We start from the raw sequence: 19,724 nt of genomic DNA on the forward strand, positions 1-19,724 counted from the left end.
GGGCCGGCTCCTTATCTAAGTATAATCACATCAATTTTTTCATTTTTCAGAAAGGTTGTCGCACTTTTGAAAAGAGGCGTCCTAGTCAAAAAAAGTTTTTCCATCCCTTTTTCAGCGTAAACACCCGGGATATTTTTCACTTTCCGGGCTACATTGAATGCCGGGTCTTTCCATACCTGATACCCAAGCCGGGAGAAAAGGCGGATACATATATCTTCAAAGGTGAGATCCAAAGGCAGATCGAGAATTCGGTATCCCTTATTTTTTAAAGCGTCAAGGGCGCTGCCGTAAACGCCTCCCGAATTGATTAAAATATCAGGGGTGTGATCATGAGTGATCCTGCCCAAGGGGACAGTCATCTCTACTTTGTTGAAAGATACGGGAAAAAAGACCTGGGGTTTATAGACGTAGGGTGTGCCAGTCAGAAGTAAATTGATTAATGATTCCTGGGATTTGGGCACATCCTTCATGGTTTGTGTGTTGGACACTACATTGGCACTAAGAACTTCACTGAATTTTTTAAATTCCAGATTCTTCCAATAGGCTTTCATGGCAGCAACAAGATCAGGATCCATGGACGCTTCAGTGGCATCGGGGCCAAGCAGCACGGTTTTTTTCCCGGTTTCGTCACTGATGACTGGTGTTATTGACAAGTCGATGGATTGGGGCTTGCTGCCTTGGCTGCCGGACGGGAAAAATAATGTCCCCTGGTGCATGAGGCGACCCTGGATAAGCTGGGTGTAGCGTTTTAGATGCGCCAACTCCGCCATGGAAATAGGTTTTGACGTATGGGGGATAGTTGGTTTTTCTTCAGGTGGCGTATCTTTTTTTCCCATGGCAATCAAATTGTTAAACCAGGGCTGGGAAAGAATTGAAGGATCCGGGATTACGAGGCTTGTCCCCTGATAGATATAGTTGATGTCCTTAATGTCCGGATTGAGGTGAAGCACGGCTTGCTCTCCTACCTTGGATACATTGCCCCTGGATGTTAGAAATTCTTTGGAAAGCAGTTCAGACATGGTGTCCCCGGATTTAACCTCGTGTTTGTGGGTGTGTCGGGATACGGTGCTGGGTGTAATCTGCGTGGAGAACGCCAGCATCGGTACTTCCACAGTGCCGTTGCTGTTCTGTTTGTAGGTGTTTTCATCCACTTGTTTAAGTGGAATCATAATCCGGCTGCCGGGGGAAATGGTATCAATATTGCCGATTTTCGGATTAATGGTTTTAAATATTTTTAAAAACAGTGGGAAATCCGACGCGGATATTTCTCCTTTCTGACGAAGAATTTTATACAGCCATTCATCTTTTTTGACCAGGTAAGGTTCGCACAGGTAACTCCCATCATCGTAGGTGAAAAGGGAATATTTTTTAAAACTGGTTTTCACCCCCGGTGCTGAAAAAGAGGCGCAAGGGGTGAAAAAAACCAGTATCACCGGGATAACAACACGTCTTATTATGATGGCCCGGGAAAAAAACATAAATTAAAGCCCTAAACGGATGGCGATTTTTTTTGATACATCCTTTACGAATTCCTGGAACTGGGATGACCCAAGGGGTTTTTCCTGGGACGGAATCAATTCAGGGTCATCGGGCGAAACAAAATCCGGTAAATTAATAAACTGGCTGTCAGATGAAATACCGTAAGCGTCAGAGAGTTCACCCTTAAAATAGAGGTCCTGGAAACCGGAGAATTTAATGGCATGTGCCGTGGCATCCAGAATCACGGTTTCGTTCTCATCCACGATATTTAATGCCTTTGCCTGGACCATCCCTGCAAGACACTCGCCACCCTGGGTGCAGGTGATATGCCCGTTCTGGTTGGCCGTAAGCTGCCAGTCCATGATCTGCTGTTCTTTTACCTGGACCACAAAAACATTTTTATGGCCGCTGGCCGCATCATATTCCCGGGCAATCTGAATCACCCGTGGCATGGATACGGGATTTCCGATCATGGCTGCCTGGGCTACACTTGGCTGGGTCTGGACCGGCGTAAATTCACGCTTGCTCTCATCGGGTTCAAGATAGTATTTGTATACCGGATCTGCATGTTCGGACTGAACTCCGATGATCTTTGGCAGTTTATTGATGATGCCGATGTTGTAAAATTTTAAGAACCCGTTCATGACCGCTGAAATATTACCGGCATTGCCAATGGGCACCATGACCACTTTTTTATCCATATCCCAGTCAAAGTCCTGGGCAATCTCATAGGAGTAGGATTCTTGTCCCAGTATCCGCCAGGCATTTTTAGAATTGAGCAGCGCTACAGGATAGCTTGAGGACAGGTGCTCCACAACTTTCATGCAGTCGTCAAAAACCCCTGGAATTTCAAACACCCTGGCACCGCTTCCCAAGGGTTGAGCCAGTTGGGCGGATGTGACCTTTTTATGGGGCAAAAGTACGGCAGATTTTACTTGAGATCCCAGATAGGAGGCATAAAGGGCTGCCGATGCCGAGGTGTCACCGGTGGAGGCGCATACCGAGATCACCTTGGATACCAAACCCTGGTCAATAAGATATTTTATGCTGGACAGGGCAGAGGCCATTCCCCTGTCCTTAAATGAGGCTGAAGGGTTCTGCCCGTCGTTTTTGTAATAGAACTTTAACCCGGTTTTTTCCTGGAGCACGGTGTTGGCTTCTATCATTGGCGTGTGCCCTTCACCCAGATAGATGATGGACTCAAGGGGGATGCTGGGGCCGATGAATTCGTGGTACCGGTAAATCCCTTTAAGGGCCGGGATCTTAAGCATTTTGCGGTAATCAAAGATTCTTTGCCAGGTTTCGCCTGGAATGGCCTTGAGCCGGTCTTTGTTCCGGTCATGGATCAGCAATACCTGGTTGCACGCCGGGCATACGTATAAAAGTTCTTCAATGCCGTATTCGGCACCGCAGCCAAGGCATTTATAGTACATATCTCCCTTGGGCGAGGGGATGATATGGGGTCTGATATCTTCTGGAAACAGATCAAGATTCGTGTTCAATTACTTCTAAGCCTCCCATGTACGGTACCAGTGCCTTGGGCACGTTGACGGTTCCGTCTTCCATTTGATAGTTTTCAAGAATTGCTGCAAAGGTCCTGCCCACGGCCAGTCCGGACCCGTTCAGGGTGTGGCAGAACTCAGGTTTTTTGGCGTTTTCCCGTTTGAATCGGATGTTTGCCCGTCTGGCCTGGAAATCAAGGCAGTTTGAGCATGAGGATATCTCTCTGTATTTATCCTGGCCGGGCATCCACACTTCAATGTCATAGGTTTTTGTGGCGGAAAATCCCAGGTCGCCGGTACACAACGTGACCACCTGGTAGGGCAGTTCCAGGCGCTGGAGAATGTCCTCCGCATTGGCCAACAATGATTCAAGCTCATCAAATGAAGTCTCCGGAGCGGTGATTTTCACCATTTCCACCTTGTTGAACTGGTGCTGACGGATCAGTCCTTTGGTGTCTTTGCCGTAGGAGCCTGCTTCGGACCTGAAACAGGGGGTAAATGCCGTGAATTTCATGGGCAGCTTGGATTCATCCAGGATCTCTCCGGCCGGGATGTTGGTCATGGGCACTTCTGACGTGGGAATCAGGTAGTAATCCCAGCCCTCAATTTTAAAGAGATCTTCTTCAAATTTAGGCAACTGGCCTGTGCCAGTCATGGTTTCCTTATTTACGATAAACGGCGGTAGAACTTCTTTATACCCATGCTCTGTGATGTGAATATCCAGCATGAAGTTGATTAAAGCCCGTTCCAGGCGTGCGCCTGCGCCTAAATACAAAGGAAATCGGGAACCGGCAAGTTTTGCTGCACACTTAAGATCGAGAATGCCCAATCCTTCGGCGATGTCAGCATGATCCTTGATCTGAAAATCAAAAGACCGGGGGGAACCCCATGTCTTTTCATGCCGATTCTCAGTGTCATCCTTTCCCATTGGGACATCGTCATGGGGCAGGTTGGGAATATGAATAAGGAACGCTTTAATTGAGGCTTCTATTTCATTGAGTGTTTTGTCCATTCCCTTGATCTGCTCAGAAACGCCTTTCATTTTATCTATGCTTGGCTGGGCGTCCTGGCCGGATTTCTTCATCTTGGCTATTTCATCAGAAACAGTATTTCTTAGATGGCGTAATTCTTCAATATCAACTAAAAGAGCTTTTCTTTTTTCCTCATTTTCAAGAAATGGGGAAAAATCAATGTTTGCCCGACGTTTTTTCATGCCCTGGACAACAGTATCCAGGTCGTTTTTAATCAATTTTAGATCAAGCATTTTTGATTTTTGTCCTGCATGATTATAGGGTTGAAAGGTGGCTGGTTATAATATTTTTACAATTATATTCAGATAACACGGGCTATGTAAACAGTCAATGATTATTGCCGGTTGACAATTGTCTGACAGTGTATAATATTTCTCAAAAATTTACTGTGTAATAATCTAAGGAATGCGATTATGGACGAAGCTAAAAGCGGTAAGAATAGTGTCTTAAGCCAGGTGGCTGAGCGTATGAACGCCTTGTCCCCGGAACAAATTGAAGAAAAATACAATATTATTGAAAATAAATTGTTTGAATTTGCCAACTTTTTAGAATCCCATCAGGTGTTCCTGTATCCGCCCGGAAGTAAGGAAATTCCTACTGAAAACATCATCCGAAAAGCCATGGAAATCGAGAAAAGTATTATTCTACCGGTATTTACGGATGTTAAGAATACTTTCCTTTTGTACAAGATCAGTCATTTTGACAAGGACCTGGTGTCGAATGCCCATGACATGCTTGAGCCCAATCCGGAGCGGTGCAAGAAAATAGCCCTGGATGATGTGGATATTGCCATTATCCCGGGCCTGGCCTTTGATGATAAGGGTGGGCGCATGGGGTTCGGGAACAACTATTATTCAAAGCTGATTACAAAATTACCAGAAACCTGCCGTAAGGTAGCTTTGGCTTATGAAGAGCAGATTGTTGACCAGATTCAGATGGAATCAAGAAAATATACGGTGGATATCATTATTACCGATACCCGGGTAATTTACAAAATATAGTAATCTATTTGGAATGTTTTATTCCGATCATGGGCCTTAAATGGCGTCTGAGCAAAAACCTGGAAATTTTGTCGAGTACAAGGCGGATAGGAATTTTAATCGTCGGCATATATTGAATATTCCGAGGATTAAAATTCTCTCCCAACGAAGTAATCGGCAAAATTTACGGTTTTCGGTCGGGCACTAAATATTACCAAGCGCATACCTGAATGCCTTCAGATCTTCTGTTTTTCCCATGACAATCAGTGTGTCGCGGGGGTGGATAATGGTTTCAAAATGGGGCGCAAACACCATGTGGCCTGATTTCTCTTTGATTGCGATGATGATCAGGTTGTAATTTTGCCGAATACCTGAATTCTTAAGTGCTTTTCCTACATAATCCGATGTTTCCGGTACAAACGCTTCTTCAATCTGTATGGCATCGCTTTCCCGGGACAATGCTGTATCCAGAAAACTGGAAACCGTAGGACGCAACAGTTTCAACGCCATGGAAACCCCACCGATATCATAGGGGGATTCCACCTGGTTGGCACCGGCCGCATAGAACTTTTTTTTCACCATGGGGCTTGCTGCCCGGGCCATAATATAGATGTCAGGATTGAGTTGTCTGGCTGTGAGTACCAGGAACACATTTGCCGTATCCGTTGCAAGGACTGCCACCAGTGCCCTTGCCCGTTTTATCCCGGCTTTTTCCAGCACTTCTTCGTTTCCGGCATCTCCGATGATATAGTGAATTTTATCCTTTTCCAGGAAATCTTTGAGTTCTTCACTTTGTTCCACGACAACTATATCCTGGGTATCTTCGGCCACGAATTTGCACAGAACTCTACCAATGCGACCGTAGCCGCAGATAATGTAATGATCGTTCATTTTTTTTATTTTGCTGTTCAAACGCTGTCTCCCCAGCATGCTTTTAATTTCACCATCCACCACCGAACTAATAAAAACGCCGCCTAGATACAAAAAGTACCCTACGCCTGTAAATATCAGAAAAATGGTGAACAACCTCCCGCCGTCGGACAGATCGTGGACTTCAAGAAAACCAACCGTACTCAGGGTAATGGCCGTCATATAGGCGGCATCTAAAAGCCCCCAGCCTTCAATGGCCATGTACCCGGTCGTGCCGAGTATAAAAAACAGGACTGCAATAAATACGGTCATCTTCATTTTTGAAGTTTTATCCATGGCATTTTATTTACTTTTACTGACGTTCAAATGCAAGGGAAAGATGAAAGACGGCTAATTACCACAACAGCCTTGATTACGGGCTTTAAACCCGTTTTCTAATGCTTGACGGCCCCGGCAGTTGCTGGTATTAAAAGGCCATGACCGACGAACCCACAAAATTTTCGCGCTGGCGCAGGGATATGGTGGAAAAACAGATTATTGCCAGGGGAATTAGCGACCCCCTGGTGATCCAGGCCATGACCCAGGTGCCTCGCCATCTTTTTGTCAGTGAAGCCCTGGTAGACAGTGCCTATGGGGATTTTCCGCTTCCCATCGGTGAGGGCCAGACCATTTCTCAGCCTTTTATTATCGCTGAAATGACGCAGGGCCTTAGCCTAACAGGCCAGGAACGTGTCCTTGAGATCGGTACGGGTTCCGGTTACCAGGCTGCTGTGCTGTCCCGTATTGTTTACAGGGTGTATACCATTGAACGGAACAATACCCTATATCTGCAGACCCGGAAACTGTTTGACCGCCTGAAATATCATAATATCGTAACCCGCTATTCCGACGGCACCCAGGGCTGGAAAGCCGAAAGTCCCTTTGACGCCATCATTGTTACGGCCGGGGGAAATCAGGTTCCCGAACCTTTAGTGAACCAGCTTATAGAGGGGGGGCGACTGATCATGCCTGTGGGGGGGCTGCATTCCCAGGAGCTTTTACGTATTGAAAAGACCAGCACCGGCATCAGGACTATTAATCTGGGCGGCTGCCGTTTTGTTAAGCTAATCGGTGAACACGGGTGGCCAGCGTAATAAATTCTGTATAGAGGTAAATTTTTATGTCCTTTTCTTCTTCTGCTACTTCGGCAACCATAAAAGATTTGCTCATGGGGTTTTGCCTGGGCGTTGCCAATATCATCCCCGGAGTTTCCGGTGGGACCTTTCTGCTGGTTTTCGGGATATATGAACGGGTATTTTCAATTTTAAACCAGATCAATAAATCCTTTGTCATCAAGTGCCTTGAACTTGTCCGTTCCTGTTTCAGGCAACCGGTCCAGGGAATTAAAAATGTTTATACATTTTCCAGGGAAACCGGTTTTTTTTTCCTGTTTAAACTTGCGGCCGGGACCGCCGTAGCCATTTTTGCTCTGTCCAGTCTGATGAAGTATCTTTTGCTACACCATTTTTGTGTCACCTATTCTCTTTTTTTTGGACTGATTCTGGTTTCTATCATTATTCCGGTAAAGATGCTTAAGCGTTTTGATATCAGGGCCGTGCTTTGCCTTCTGGCCGGTATCGGCATTACTGTGTGGGTATCAGCCATGGTTAATCCCTATGATAAAATCAAAATGAAGTCCGATCATCTTGCCCGGGTCTTTCAGGTCCAAGCCATTTCTGCTGCAGGTCAGGGGGGGGCTGTTCCTGAATCGGGAAAAATGGTTTCAACGGTCCAAGGTTATTCTTCCGGGGACTATCTTTATATTGCACTTTGCGGTGCCCTTGCCATTTCCGCGACGGTGCTGCCGGGGGTCAGCGGCTCCCTTGTACTGATTTTAATGGGTGCCTATTTTGATGTTATTTCAGCTATTTCCGAATTAAAGTTTTTTCATTTGGAGACATTTATTTTTTTGGGGATATTCGGTCTGGGGGTCCTTTTTGGCGGCCTTTTGTTTGCCCGGCTGGTGAGCTTTGTCCTTTTTCGGTACTATAATGCCACCATGGGTTTTTTAGGCGGGTTAATGGTCGGCTCGTTATACGCTTTATGGCCCTTTAAACAGATCATGTTCATGGCGCAACAGTATGTGAAACAGGCCGGGGAAGTCATCTGTATAGAAAATGTGGCAGTCCAGACCAATATCAATGTCCTTCCAACCCAAGATGATCCGGTGATTGCAGCTTTTGTTTTTTTTATCCTTGGCTGCATTCTCATGATGCTGTTTGTCAGAAAAGAGGCTGTCGTTTAGGCCGGTAACCTTCTAAAAATTACCATTATTTTCGGAAATCCGATTCATGATGACCCACGATGATTTTTTAAAAATAGAAAAACAGTTTTACGCGTATACCAAGCCCTTTGTGGACAGGGCCAAAGATTCCTACCCATTTGAGCTTAAACGGGAACACACTGCCCGGGTTTGCAGAGCCATGAAAATGCTTTGCGCATCCCTTGATCTTGACGGCCCGAAAACTGCCCGGGCTTGTGCTGCTGCCATGGTTCATGATATGGGGCGATTCCCTCAGTTTGCGGTTTTTCATACCTATTCCGATGCCAGTTCCAAAAATCATGCAGCTTTAGGGTGTCGGGAAATAGTGAAAAGCAACATTCTTTCCCATTTATCCGCCACAGACAAGCAGTTGATTTTGCGGGCAGTGGCCTTGCATAATCGTCCCCGGCTTTCCGGGAAGTTCGGGAATGATTTAAGCCTTTTGGCCCGCCTGCTCAGGGATGCGGACAAGATTGATATTTTTAATGTAATGAAAGATCATTATCTGAATCCGGATTCAAGCCACGATTTTCTTACCTATAATCTGCACGATGACGGCAAAATACCTATAATGGCTGCCCAGGCCCTTCTTAAAACCCGGCAAAACCATTTGAGCTACGTAACCACACTCAATAACATGAGGGTTTTTCAGGCCGGGATGGTTTATGATTTAAATTTCCCTGCAGCAGCAGTTGCTATCCTGGATCTGGAAGTTATTCCTGTCCTGTTAAGTGGTATTCCTTCATCAGATTTGATTACCAGACTGGAACAATCGCTTTTGGAGCATCTGGAATTTCTTGCCGCACAACAAGTCCTTTAATCTGCCGTCCTAAGAATGCCGGTTAACTCCTTCTGGCTGAACCGGTAGACGGAATTACAGTGATGGCATCGAAGTTCCAATGGAAACGGACCGTTTGCCAGGATATCGGTATGGTCTTCTTTGGGTAGGTTTTTAAGGTGGTCTGCCATTCGATCCTTTGTGCACCGGCAGTAAAATTCCACACGGGAACTGTCCAGAAACCGCGGTGACAGGTCAGAAAAACCGGTCTCAATGATGAATTCCGGTGTCTGATTTTGGGCAAAACGGTGGCCTAAATCGTCGATTTTCCGGATCATGGTTTCGGCCCGGGCAACGTTGTCGGGTTGGGCACCCGGCAGCGCCTGTAGAAATATACCACCGGCACCGGTAATGTTTTCATTTTCATCAAAGGCCACGCTCAGGCTAAAGCCGGAAGGAATCTGTTCCGAGGTCAGAAAGTATTCAGCCAGATCTTCGGCAATGGAGCCGTGGACCAGGGCAATTTGGCCGGTATAGGGGCGGTTTGTATCTTCTATGTATCTGGTCACTGACAAAAACCCCGCCCCGTAAAGAGTGGACAACCACTTGATTTTTTCCGGATTTTCTACTTCAATGGGGTTGGACTTTAAATATCCGCGGATCTCCCCAAAGGCATTGGCCTCCACATCAAGGCCCTTTATGGGACCGGAACACTGAATCTTCATTGCAATCCGGTCCCGGCCTTTCAGGGGAGCGCTCATCAGGACAGCGGCAATGTATGCCTGGCCGAGAACCAGCGTTTCCAAAGGCCCCAGATCATGGTTTGCCTGCATCTCCTTGACCATCCGGGTGGCATGTACCACTACCCCTTTGATCTGATCATCCGCCATTAAAAAACGATACAGCCGGTCTTTGGCCGAGGCCTGGAACTGGGCTTTTACATCATGGTTAAATATGTCTTTTTTTATCATCTTCTAATTCCCCAAAGTAGTTCCCGAACGAAAATCTGTAAATTTTGTCGAGTACAAAGTAATCATACCGGTTTATAATAAGATCTGATTGGTAAATGTAAACCATTGGGAACAGCAGGACAATCGCCATATAAAAAATAAATCCATTAACGATAATCGATAATCTGAAGGTGAAATCCCCCAATTGGCTGGTAAAAGAGGATAAGTATCAGGTCTCTATGTACGAAAAAAAAATTATGACTGACTATGAAATCGTCAAAAGCACTTACGGATCTATCCACAGTCATGGCATCCGGGTCGGAACAGACCTCTGTTCAAACAAATTCGGTGGCCAGTGCGGTGGAGCAGATGAGTACGAACATGACCACTGTGACATCAGCTATGGAGATGAATTTGCAATAGTTGATAATGATATTATCGTTAATCGCGGCCACGTTTTCATGCTTTCGCCTGTAATAATCAATTAGCTATGGGAAAAACCGGTTATAGGCTTTACATGAGATTTGAATCCCCGTATGATAATTTTTACACGTTCTATAATAAAAATCGCCCGGGCAAGAGAATATTATGAGAAAATTGTCAGGTATTATCGGCATTGTTTTTGTGTTGGTATTTCCCGGCATTGTCATGGCCCATGCCGGTCTAACCATTGCTTATCCTAATTTTTATCCTTTTTTTATCCAGAAAGGTGACGGCAAAATGACCGGTTTCTTTTACGAAATTATTTCAGAGGCTCTGGATAAGCGCATAGGGGTCGCCGTCCACTGGCGACCGATGCCCTGGAAGCGGTGCCAGGAGGAGGTGCGGGCCGGCAGATACGATGCAATGGTAACCGTTCCCACACCGGAACGGCTCACCTATTGTCAGACCCATGAAGATCCTTTTTATATTAAGAAAATGACCCTGTTCACTTATGCGGGACATCCGGACCTGGACCGGATCCGGACTATCGGATCAGTTCGGGATATTAAGGCCATGGGATACTGCGTGGTAACATACAGCGGCAACGGGTGGCATAACAAACACATCTCAAGCCTGGGTATTCCCTCCTGGGAAACCAGCGAAGTCCACAATGTCTGGAAAATGCTGGCCGCCAGAAGGGGGGATTTGGTGATTGAATGGCCGCCAGGGGCCCGGCTGGGCATGGAAAAAGCCGGGGTGACGGACAAAATTATTGACACCGGGATTACCCTTGAATCAATGCCTTTTCATCTCATGATTCATAATGGGTCGGGCTATACCCGTATCCTTAAGCGGTTTAACCGGACCATAAACGATATGGCCGGTGACGGCACCATGACAGATATACTTGGGGCCTACGGCATAACCTCATTCTGATGACTTTTATTCTGAATTGATATTGAACATATGGTGCTTTTAATTGAAGATCATATCCGGCTGGTATTTGTGCTGCTGCTGGCTTTGTTTATCACGGGGTTTTTATGGTTTTTTACCTGGTATCAGGATATTGTTTTTAAACATGCACAAGAGCGGCTCAGGGATGATGCCCTTGTCATTGCAGAGTCCCTGTGGCGGTACGAGCCGCCCCCAATTGCTTATCTGATACTGTCTGCCCGGTCTCACAGCTACAGGACGGTGCAGGTTATTGACGATTCACAAAAAGAATATGCCGCGGTTAAGGGTCCGACTCCTTCGTTTCCAGATCGTCTGCTGGCACGGGTCGGGGTGCTGCCGGTGGTTGAACTGGAAGAACCGGTCAGGTACCAGAGCCGGACCATCGGCCGCATAGAGGTGGACTGGCAGAACCGGGCCGCTTTTATCTATTTTTATGTGATCATATGCCAGATACTGCTATTTGCCGGTCTCTGGTTTTTCTTAAATTTGTATCTTGCAAAGAAAACCCTGGAAGCGCGGGTTAAAGAACGTACGGCAGATCTCAGGGAGAGTCAGGCACGGCTCCAGTCCATCCTGGATTCTATGCCTTCGGTACTCATCGGTGTGGATCCGGCAGGGAATATTACCCTGTGGAACAGAAGGGCGGAACAGGTCTCGGGATTTCTTACCGAAGAGGTCCTGGATCACCCCCTGGAAAAGGTCTATCCCCGGTTGGCTCCCAGGATGGACCAGGTAAGGGAAGCCATTGCCACCCGCAGGGAGAAGGTGAGTAAGAAGCAGGTCCGGATGCAGGACAATCGGGTCTGTTATGAGGATATCACCGTATTTCCCCTGGTGGCCAACGGAGTGGAGGGGGCGGTGGTCCGTGTGGACGATATCACCGATCAGATCAGGATGGAAGAGATGATGGTCCAGTCTGAAAAAATGCTTTCCCTGGGTGGACTGGCTGCGGGAATGGCCCACGAGATCAACAACCCCCTGGCCGGGATTATACAGACCGCCAATGTGATGAAAGTCCGACTTGAGGATATCGACATGGCGGCAAATAAACGGGCGGCATCCGACATCGGCATCTGTACGGAACAGGTCCGGGCATTTATGGAAAAGCGGGGCATTTTCAGAATGCTTGAGGCCATCAATGAATCCGGGGCCCGGGTGGCCGACATTGTGGATAACATGCTCAGTTTTGCCAGGAAATCCGATACAATTGTTTCTTCCCACGATCCCGGAAAACTCATGGACAGTATTCTGGAGTTGGCTGCTACGGATTATGATCTTAAAAAGCAGTATGATTTTAAAACCATTAAAATTGTCAAGGAATATGAAAAGAATCTGCCCATGATTCCCTGTGAAGGGGCGAAAGTACAACAGGTAATTTTGAATATCCTGAGAAACGGGGCCCAGGCTATGGTGGACGCCGGTGGTAACCAGCCCTGCTTTATTCTGAGGATTTCAACGGAGGTTGACCCCGGCATGCTGAGAATGGAGATTCAGGACAACGGCCCGGGCATGACCCGGGAGGTCCGGAAACGGATATTCGAACCCTTTTTTACCACCAAGCCCCCCGGAGTGGGTACCGGCCTAGGCCTGTCCGTATCTTATTTTATTATTACGGAAAATCACAGGGGCACAATGGGGGTATCTTCCGCACCGGGCAAAGGGGCGAATTTTATTATCCGCCTTCCTCTGATCCTGCCTTCTCCGGAGATAAGAGAGACTAAGGAGGCTGGAAACGATGCTTGAGCCGTTTCGTCTTCTGATTATTGACGATGAAAAATATATCCCTCATAGTTCCTTCTATTACCTGGACGATCTCGGGTATGAGGTAGAAACGGGTAAGAGGTAAGGAGTATCTGCTTGAATAGAGCTACCAAAATTTATTCCACTCCTGGTTTCATATTGCCGATATTCTTTCTTCTTGTTTTATTCTGTCCGGGTATGAACGCCCACGCAAAAAAAAATATCCGTGTCGGGTATTTTGAAAAAACTCCCATTATTTTTACAACAGAGGGAAAAGAGGCCAAGGGTCTGGCGGTTGATTTTTTAAACGATGTTGCCATAGAGCAGAACTGGGCGCTTGAATTTATAAAAGGAAATCTTCGCCAGACCCTGGAAAGGGTCATGTCAGGTGAAGTCGATCTTATTGTTCCCATCGGTTATACGCCGATGCGGGACAGTAAAATGGATTTTACAGAGAGTGCCTTTTTCGAGACATGGGGGTGTTTATACACCCTTCACAGGGGGACGGTCAGGACATTGGCGGACCTTGAAGGGAAACGGGTCGGCCAGGTGAGGGCCTCCTTGTTTAATGCCGTATTCAAAAAAATGATGAATGATTTGAGAATTCATTGCGAATTTGTTGAAGTCCAAGGCTATGCTGAGCTTCTCAACGGTCTGTTATCAGGGGAATTTGATGGGGCTGTCGGGGAACGGCTTGCCATCCTTTTTGTCAACCGGGAACAGGCCCAAAAAATAGATCAGGCTGTTGTTTTTAATCCTTTTTCCCTGTATGTCGCTGCTGCCGAAGGTGATCCCAAAGACTTGCTGGCTCCTATAACCCGCTATATCGGTGCTGAAAAACAGGATCCTGATTCAAGGTTTAACAGATATAAAAATTACTGGCTGTCCAATATCATCGTCGGTGCTTCTCCTGTTTTACTCTCGCTGGTGTGGGTTTTTATCCTGGTTTTGCTGGTACTGGCCGGATATATCTGTTCTCGTCTCCCTGTTGTGAGACGCACTTTGGGGATGACCGAAATTGTTCAGCACAGGGTCAGCAGCAATATTCTCATGGTAACCATAGGCTTTGTATTGCTCCTCTGGGGAGGGGATATTCTTTTCCAATACTATGTTATAGAGGGATTCATATCATTTTCAGAAGCCGTATTCCCGATTCATAATCCCCAGAAAGTTCTTATGCGCTTTTTGATTATTATGATTATTCTGGCCGCCGGTATCCTTATTTCCAGAGTGTTTTCCAGGCTGGCAGATCAGCATGATCTGACCAAAAAACAGGAGGAAAGACTAAACCTGGCATTGTATGCGGCCAATGATGGTGTCTGGGACTGGCATCTGGATGAACGTGAAATTTTTTATGATGACCGGTATTACACCATGGCCGGGTATGCGCCCCGTGAATTTCCATACTTGTTGCAGGAATGGGAAAAAAGGATTCATCCCGATGATGTCACAGTGGTTAAAAAAGCCATCAATGATTATATCCTGGGAGACCAAGATTTTTTTGATCAGGAATTCAGGTTCCGGCGTAAAAGCGGCCGTTATTTCTGGATTCGTTCCAAAGGGAAAATTGCTGCCCGGGATAAAGACGGTGCCCCGGTCCGGTTTATCGGAACCCATTCGGATATTGACCAGATAAAGCAGGCGGAAAAAGCAAGGGATGAAGCTTATAAAATTATCAACAACAGCCCAATGGTTGCTTTTATATGGAAAAATGAAACCGGCTGGCCCGTTGAATTTGTGACGGATAATATTGAAACGGTTTTGGGTTATCAGGCTCATGAACTGCTGTCCGGCACAATTCAATATGAACGGCTGATCCATCCCGAAGACCTGGAAAGGGTAATGCTGGAAACTGTGGATTACAGCCGGGATAAGAACTGTGACGCCTTTATTCACCATCCCTACCGCCTGTTTACTAAAAACGGAAGCATCCGGTGGGTGGACGACCGGACCTATATTAAAAGAAATCAGGTCGGAGAAATAACCCATTATCATGGCGTGTTGCTGGATATTACAGATCGAAAACGAATGGAAGAAATCATGGTCCAGAATGAAAAAATGCTTTCTGTGGGCGGCCTTGCTGCCGGCATGGCCCATGAAATCAACAACCCTCTGGCCGGGATGATTCAGACCGCTGAGGTTATGGGTAAACGCCTGCGTGCCCAACCAAGAATCCCGGCCAATGAAAAAGCAGCTCTTGAGCTTGGCACCAGCATGGAAATCATTGAGGCTTTTATGGATGCCAGGGGAATTTCCAGAATGCTGACGGCTATAAGGGAATCGGGTAAAAGGATTGCCGAGATTGTATCCAATATGCTCAGTTTTGCCCGAAAAAGCGATGCTGTGGTTTCATCTCATGATATAGGGCAGCTCCTTGACAAAACTCTTGAACTTGCGACAACAGACTATGATTTAAAAAAGAATTACGATTTTAAAAAAATTAAAATAAAAAGGGAATATGATCCGGACCTCCCCCTGGTTCCTTGTGAGTCGGCTAAAATTCAACAGGTCTTATTAAATATTTTTAGAAACGGGGCTCAGGCCATGCACACTGCCGGAGTTGAAAACCCTGCGTTTACCATCCGCACAAGTCTGGATCGGACCAGGGGGATGGTTTGCATGGAAATCAGGGATAATGGCCCAGGTATGGATGAGCATGAACAGAAACGGATTTTTGAACCTTTTTATACCACCAAACCGATAGGCTTAGGCACTGGTTTGGGTCTCAGTGTTTCCTATTTTATCATCGCGGAAAATCATAATGGTGAGATGAGAGTGGAATCCAGGCCCGGGCAGGGTGCTAATTTTATTATTCTTCTGCCGGTTTCCATTGTATAGCCCGAATGGAAAAACTTTTTAGGGGCTCGGAAAAAATAACTCCCCACTTTTGCGTGCTTTTTTATCCGTATTTTAGGCGAAAAACCTGTGACATTTATTTTTTCCGAGCCCTAAGAGCTTGTTTGGTAATTGATGAATCGGCTGCAATCTAATGAAAATGGCCCCAATTCCTCCAAATTTTATGTCAATAGTCCGGCTATTAACAGAAAATTTGTGAAAATTGGCTCTTATTTTCATTAGATTTCGCTTCGATCCCCTAATTATCAAACAAGCTCTAAGGACCGCAGATTAAATTACCTGATAAAATTGGTCATGGTTTTGGTAACCGGTTCAGGGGCAGGGAATTGTACTTTTCCGTGTTCGATAATTTTCATGATCCATGCCATATTTTTACCTAAAACCGCCATGATTTGTTTACCTTCTCCATCCTGCCTCATTTCCCCTGGGGCAAGACCATGTGCCACATTCCAGTAATTTGAAGAGGGCATGACCATTTCGGAGTAATTGATATAATGATTAAGGGAATCAACTGTTGAAATTCCGCCTGATCGCCGGACAGCTGCAACAGCGGCGCCGACCTTGTTCCGGAACAGGCCGCCGTTAACCGAAGCAACGAAAAACGCTCTGTCAAGGAAGGATTTCATTGTCCCTGCAACACCGGAAAAATGAACAGGCGAACCAAGCAAAATGCCGTCGGCTGCCTTGATCTTCTGAATCCATTCATTAACCGGATCGTCATCAAAGGAACATGCTTCATTTTGTTTTTTTACACAATCGTGACAGGCAGTGCATCCCTGTATCTTTTTTTTTCCGACCTGGATCATCTCCGTTTCAATTCCGGCATTTTCCAGTTCTTCAAAAACCATGTTCAGTGAACAAGCTGTATTTCCCTTTTTATTAGGGCTGCCATTAAATCCAACAACTTTCATACTTATTCTCCTGTATATATTTTGTTCATACCATCTCATATATAAAATAGATGATCGACTATTTTGCCTGTGTCTCTAACTACCTATAAAAATTGCCTCTGCCCAAACTGGACAAGTAAGAATCAAAAGAGATTATAAATAAAACATTTTTTACCCCAAAAAGCTCATTTTTTTTTACTTCCTTTTTTAAAAAGAATTGAAATGTTGGGTTTTATAAAAATTTGTTGGCAAATTTACCACTATGCCGCCACCCGGAATGATCGATGTCCCCGAACTCGGAATATGCTCTGATCAACTTCAGGCATAATGCACTTTTACAGTCGGGCGGCATATTACCATCCCAAGAGTTTTCTTCACGGAAATGCTCTTGCCGCCGACGAAGACTTTTGATAATGCTATGTATATCAGCAGGATTCTCATATATGGGATTTGTACCCCATAAATTCACGCCCATGCCGGGTGTACACAAAAACATGCTGTGGACACGCCGCAGATGTTTGCGGACATCGTAATCAACAAGTAAAAGGAGAAATGTATGAACAAGTATGGTGCCGAGTTTTTTGGAACATTCTGGTTGGTTCTCGGCGGCTGTGGTAGTGCCGTTTTAGCGGCTGCTTTCCCGGATGTTGGTATAGGACTGCTTGGTGTCGCACTGGCATTTGGTCTCACCGTCCTTACGATGGCCTTTGCCATCGGACACATATCCGGCTGTCATTTGAATCCCGCGGTTTCGTTTGGTCTCTGGGCAGGCGGCCGTTTCCCGGCAAAAGAGCTGCCGCCCTACATTATTGCGCAAGTCCTGGGCGGCATAACAGCAGGTGGGGTTCTGTATCTGATTGCCAGTGGTAAGGCGGGGTTTGACCTTTCCGCAGGTTTTGCGTCAAACGGCTACGGCGCCCATTCACCGGGTGGGTATAGTTTGCTGGCCGCACTGATAACTGAAGTGGTGATGACCATGATGTTTCTTGTCGTTATTCTTGGCGCTACCGATCAACGAGCACCGCAAGGTTTCGCACCCATTGCAATTGGCTTATGCCTGACGCTCATCCATTTAATCAGCATCCCGGTAACAAATACTTCCGTAAATCCTGCGCGTAGCACCGGCGTAGCTCTTTTTGCCGGCGACTGGGCGATTGCACAGCTTTGGCTTTTCTGGTTAGCCCCGATCATTGGCGCTCTGCTTGGCGCTTTAGTCTATCGTTTTATCGGTAGTGAGAAACAATAGTAGCATGTTGGAAACATGCATCAGCTAAAGTCATCCCGGGCCTGGTCCAGGCGTTTGTACTGAACCGCCTCAAGAACATGGGGTTTGCGTATATCGGGGGCATCTGCCAGATCCGCGATGGTTCTGGCAAGTTTTAATATGGAGGCATAGGCCCGGCCAGACAGGTTAAATTGTTTCATGGCCTGTTCAACCACCCGGCGGCTTTGGGCATCCAGGGGACAAAATCGCTGCAAAAGCTTTGGGCCCATGTCTGCATTGGAAAAACATGTTATCCCGGCTTTTTTAAATCGGTGGGCCTGGATGTCCCGGGCCTTTTCCACCCGTTTCCGGATGCATTCGGAAGATTCCCGGTGCCCGTCTGCCGTCATTTCATTAAATGATAACCGGGGAACCTCCACAAGGATGTCCATTCTGTCCATGAGCGGGCCTGAGATTTTGTTTTTGTACTGCTCAATTTTTGCCGGGGTGCAGGTGCATTCCCTGTCCGGATTGGTGAGATTGCCGCAGGGGCAGGGGTTCATGGCACCTGCCAGCATAAACCGGCATGGGTAAGTGGCCTTGGCGTTGGCCCGGGCTATAGTGATGACGCCTTCTTCTATAGGCTGGCGCAGAACCTCCAGCACACTGCGCCGGAATTCAGGTAATTCATCCAGAAACAGTACGCCGTTATGGGACAGCGTAATTTCCCCGGGTTTAGGCACTGTGCCGCCGCCTACAAGTCCGGCATCGGAAATGGAATGGTGGGGGGACCTGAAAGGCCGTGCGCCCAAAGGCTGACCCGGTTCCCGGGAGACCCCGGCCACCGAATAAACCTTGGCGATTTCCATGGCCTCTTCAAAGGACGGTTCCGGCATGATCCCCGGCAGGCATTTTGCCATCAGGCTTTTTCCGGATCCTGCCGGACCGTTGAGCAGGATATGATGATGCCCTGCTGCCGCCACTTCCATGGCCCGTTTTACATGGGTCTGGCCCCGGACATGGGAGAAATCGTTTTCTCGATCGGCACCACCGGTCTCCAGAAGCATGGACAAGTCCGGTTCCAGGGGCGTAAGGTTTGCCTTTTCAGCCAAAAAATCCACCACCTGGGCCAGATGGCTCGGGGCCAGGACTTTAATATCTTTAACAAGCGAGGCTTGCGCACCGTTTTCTTTGGGCAGGATAATGCCTTTGAATCCATTGTCCCGGGCAGCCAGGGCAAAAGGCAGTGCGGCCTTAACCGGCCGCAGATACCCGTCCAGGGACAATTCCCCGGCAAACAGCCAGGATGCCGCTGAAGATGCCTGGAATAAACCCTGGGCACAAAGAATTCCCAACGCCACGGGAAGGTCCAGGCCTGTACCCTCTTTTTTGAAATCTGCAGGCGCCAGGTTCACCACCACTCTGTCCATGGGGAAGGTGTATCCGGCATTCTGCAGAGCAGACCGGACTCTGTCCCGGCTTTCCCGGACCGCAGTCTCAGCCAGTCCCACCATATTGAATACCGGCAACCCCAGTGTGATGTCTACTTCAACATCGACAATAATGGCCTCAAATCCGTTTACGGCACAGGATTTCATTTTTGCTATCATAATAAAGGCACCGTTTTAAAAAAATCTAAATTAAGAGAAAAAATGGAACTTAATTTGTTGATATTATATTTAATTATCAGAAAAGACTTGCAAATCTAATATTTTTTTCATTTGTTTTGCTTTGTATTTTCAAATCAGCTATATATACCACGTTT

At 46.7% G+C, this 19,724-nt stretch carries 16 protein-coding genes; 9 read left to right on the forward strand and 7 right to left on the reverse strand.

The window, feature by feature from the left end; genetic code table 11:
- Positions 1-11: 11 nt before the first annotated feature.
- Genes EYB58_RS09920 through serS form a run of 3 tightly spaced genes read right to left on the reverse strand, consistent with a single transcriptional unit; the run spans position 12 to position 4,245 of the window.
- The gene (locus EYB58_RS09920) at positions 12-1,478 is read right to left on the reverse strand and encodes a LysM peptidoglycan-binding domain-containing protein (protein ID WP_111955765.1); all 1,467 of its coding nucleotides are present in this window, start codon (positions 1,476-1,478) and stop codon (positions 12-14) included.
- A 3-nt stretch (positions 1,479-1,481) separates the two neighbouring features.
- Entirely contained in the window at positions 1,482-2,981 is a 1,500-nt protein-coding gene (thrC, locus tag EYB58_RS09925) for a threonine synthase (protein ID WP_111955763.1), read from the reverse strand.
- Positions 2,965-4,245, reverse strand: a complete 1,281-nt coding sequence (serS, locus tag EYB58_RS09930) for a serine--tRNA ligase (RefSeq protein WP_111955761.1) — start codon at positions 4,243-4,245, stop codon at positions 2,965-2,967. Before serS ends, thrC begins: the two co-directional genes overlap by 17 nt.
- A 180-nt stretch (positions 4,246-4,425) precedes the next feature.
- Between serS and EYB58_RS09935 the strand changes: the two genes are divergently transcribed.
- Positions 4,426-5,013, forward strand: a complete 588-nt coding sequence (locus EYB58_RS09935) for a 5-formyltetrahydrofolate cyclo-ligase (protein ID WP_111955759.1) — start codon at positions 4,426-4,428, stop codon at positions 5,011-5,013.
- A 183-nt stretch (positions 5,014-5,196) separates the two neighbouring features.
- Here EYB58_RS09935 and EYB58_RS09940 read toward each other — a convergent pair whose 3' ends face one another.
- A complete protein-coding gene (locus EYB58_RS09940) occupies positions 5,197-6,198 on the reverse strand; it encodes a potassium channel family protein (RefSeq protein ID WP_242637611.1) in 1,002 nt (333 codons plus the stop codon).
- Positions 6,199-6,338: 140 nt separating this feature from the next.
- Here EYB58_RS09940 and EYB58_RS09945 point away from each other — a divergent pair, with 140 nt between their 5' ends.
- From EYB58_RS09945 to EYB58_RS09955, 3 genes are read left to right on the forward strand one after another with little or no spacing between them, the layout of a single operon-like run.
- The gene (locus EYB58_RS09945) at positions 6,339-6,995 is read left to right on the forward strand and encodes a protein-L-isoaspartate(D-aspartate) O-methyltransferase (RefSeq protein ID WP_111955755.1); all 657 of its coding nucleotides are present in this window, start codon (positions 6,339-6,341) and stop codon (positions 6,993-6,995) included.
- 26 nt (positions 6,996-7,021) lie between these two features.
- A complete protein-coding gene (locus EYB58_RS09950; RefSeq protein WP_165477760.1) occupies positions 7,022-8,146 on the forward strand; it encodes a DUF368 domain-containing protein in 1,125 nt (374 codons plus the stop codon).
- Positions 8,147-8,192: 46 nt separating this feature from the next.
- Positions 8,193-8,984: an HD domain-containing protein gene (locus EYB58_RS09955; RefSeq protein WP_111955753.1), complete on the forward strand. Its 792-nt coding sequence runs from the start codon at positions 8,193-8,195 to the stop codon at positions 8,982-8,984.
- Here the strand turns inward: EYB58_RS09955 and EYB58_RS09960 are convergent.
- The gene (locus EYB58_RS09960) at positions 8,981-9,913 is read right to left on the reverse strand and encodes an Hsp33 family molecular chaperone HslO (protein WP_111955751.1); all 933 of its coding nucleotides are present in this window, start codon (positions 9,911-9,913) and stop codon (positions 8,981-8,983) included. The genes EYB58_RS09955 and EYB58_RS09960 overlap by 4 nt on opposite strands.
- A 246-nt stretch (positions 9,914-10,159) precedes the next feature.
- Here EYB58_RS09960 and EYB58_RS23160 point away from each other — a divergent pair, with 246 nt between their 5' ends.
- The 4 genes from EYB58_RS23160 (at position 10,160) to EYB58_RS09975 (ending at position 15,847) form a co-directional block, all read left to right on the forward strand.
- Positions 10,160-10,315: a hypothetical protein gene (locus EYB58_RS23160; protein ID WP_163354362.1), complete on the forward strand. Its 156-nt coding sequence runs from the start codon at positions 10,160-10,162 to the stop codon at positions 10,313-10,315.
- A gap of 165 nt (positions 10,316-10,480) precedes the next feature.
- Positions 10,481-11,251, forward strand: coding sequence for a substrate-binding periplasmic protein (locus EYB58_RS09965; RefSeq protein WP_111955747.1), 771 nt, complete (start codon positions 10,481-10,483; stop codon positions 11,249-11,251).
- Positions 11,252-11,281: 30 nt separating this feature from the next.
- Positions 11,282-13,012, forward strand: coding sequence for a two-component system sensor histidine kinase NtrB (locus tag EYB58_RS09970; RefSeq protein ID WP_111955745.1), 1,731 nt, complete (start codon positions 11,282-11,284; stop codon positions 13,010-13,012).
- Between the two features lie 114 nt (positions 13,013-13,126).
- The gene (locus EYB58_RS09975; RefSeq protein WP_111955743.1) at positions 13,127-15,847 is read left to right on the forward strand and encodes a PAS domain-containing protein; all 2,721 of its coding nucleotides are present in this window, start codon (positions 13,127-13,129) and stop codon (positions 15,845-15,847) included.
- Between the two features lie 293 nt (positions 15,848-16,140).
- Here the strand turns inward: EYB58_RS09975 and EYB58_RS09980 are convergent, their stop codons facing one another.
- Positions 16,141-16,776, reverse strand: coding sequence for a flavodoxin family protein (locus EYB58_RS09980; RefSeq protein ID WP_111955741.1), 636 nt, complete (start codon positions 16,774-16,776; stop codon positions 16,141-16,143).
- A 535-nt stretch (positions 16,777-17,311) separates the two neighbouring features.
- Here EYB58_RS09980 and aqpZ point away from each other — a divergent pair.
- Complete coding sequence (gene aqpZ / locus EYB58_RS09985; RefSeq protein WP_111955739.1) at positions 17,312-18,001, forward strand: aquaporin Z; 690 nt, start codon at positions 17,312-17,314, stop codon at positions 17,999-18,001.
- Between the two features lie 20 nt (positions 18,002-18,021).
- On the opposite strand, the gene EYB58_RS09990 is transcribed toward aqpZ, so the two are convergent.
- Positions 18,022-19,569, reverse strand: a complete 1,548-nt coding sequence (locus EYB58_RS09990) for a YifB family Mg chelatase-like AAA ATPase (RefSeq protein WP_111955737.1) — start codon at positions 19,567-19,569, stop codon at positions 18,022-18,024.
- Positions 19,570-19,724: the final 155 nt, after the last annotated feature.

Source organism: Desulfobacter hydrogenophilus (assembly GCF_004319545.1).
Lineage (GTDB): Bacteria > Desulfobacterota > Desulfobacteria > Desulfobacterales > Desulfobacteraceae > Desulfobacter > Desulfobacter hydrogenophilus.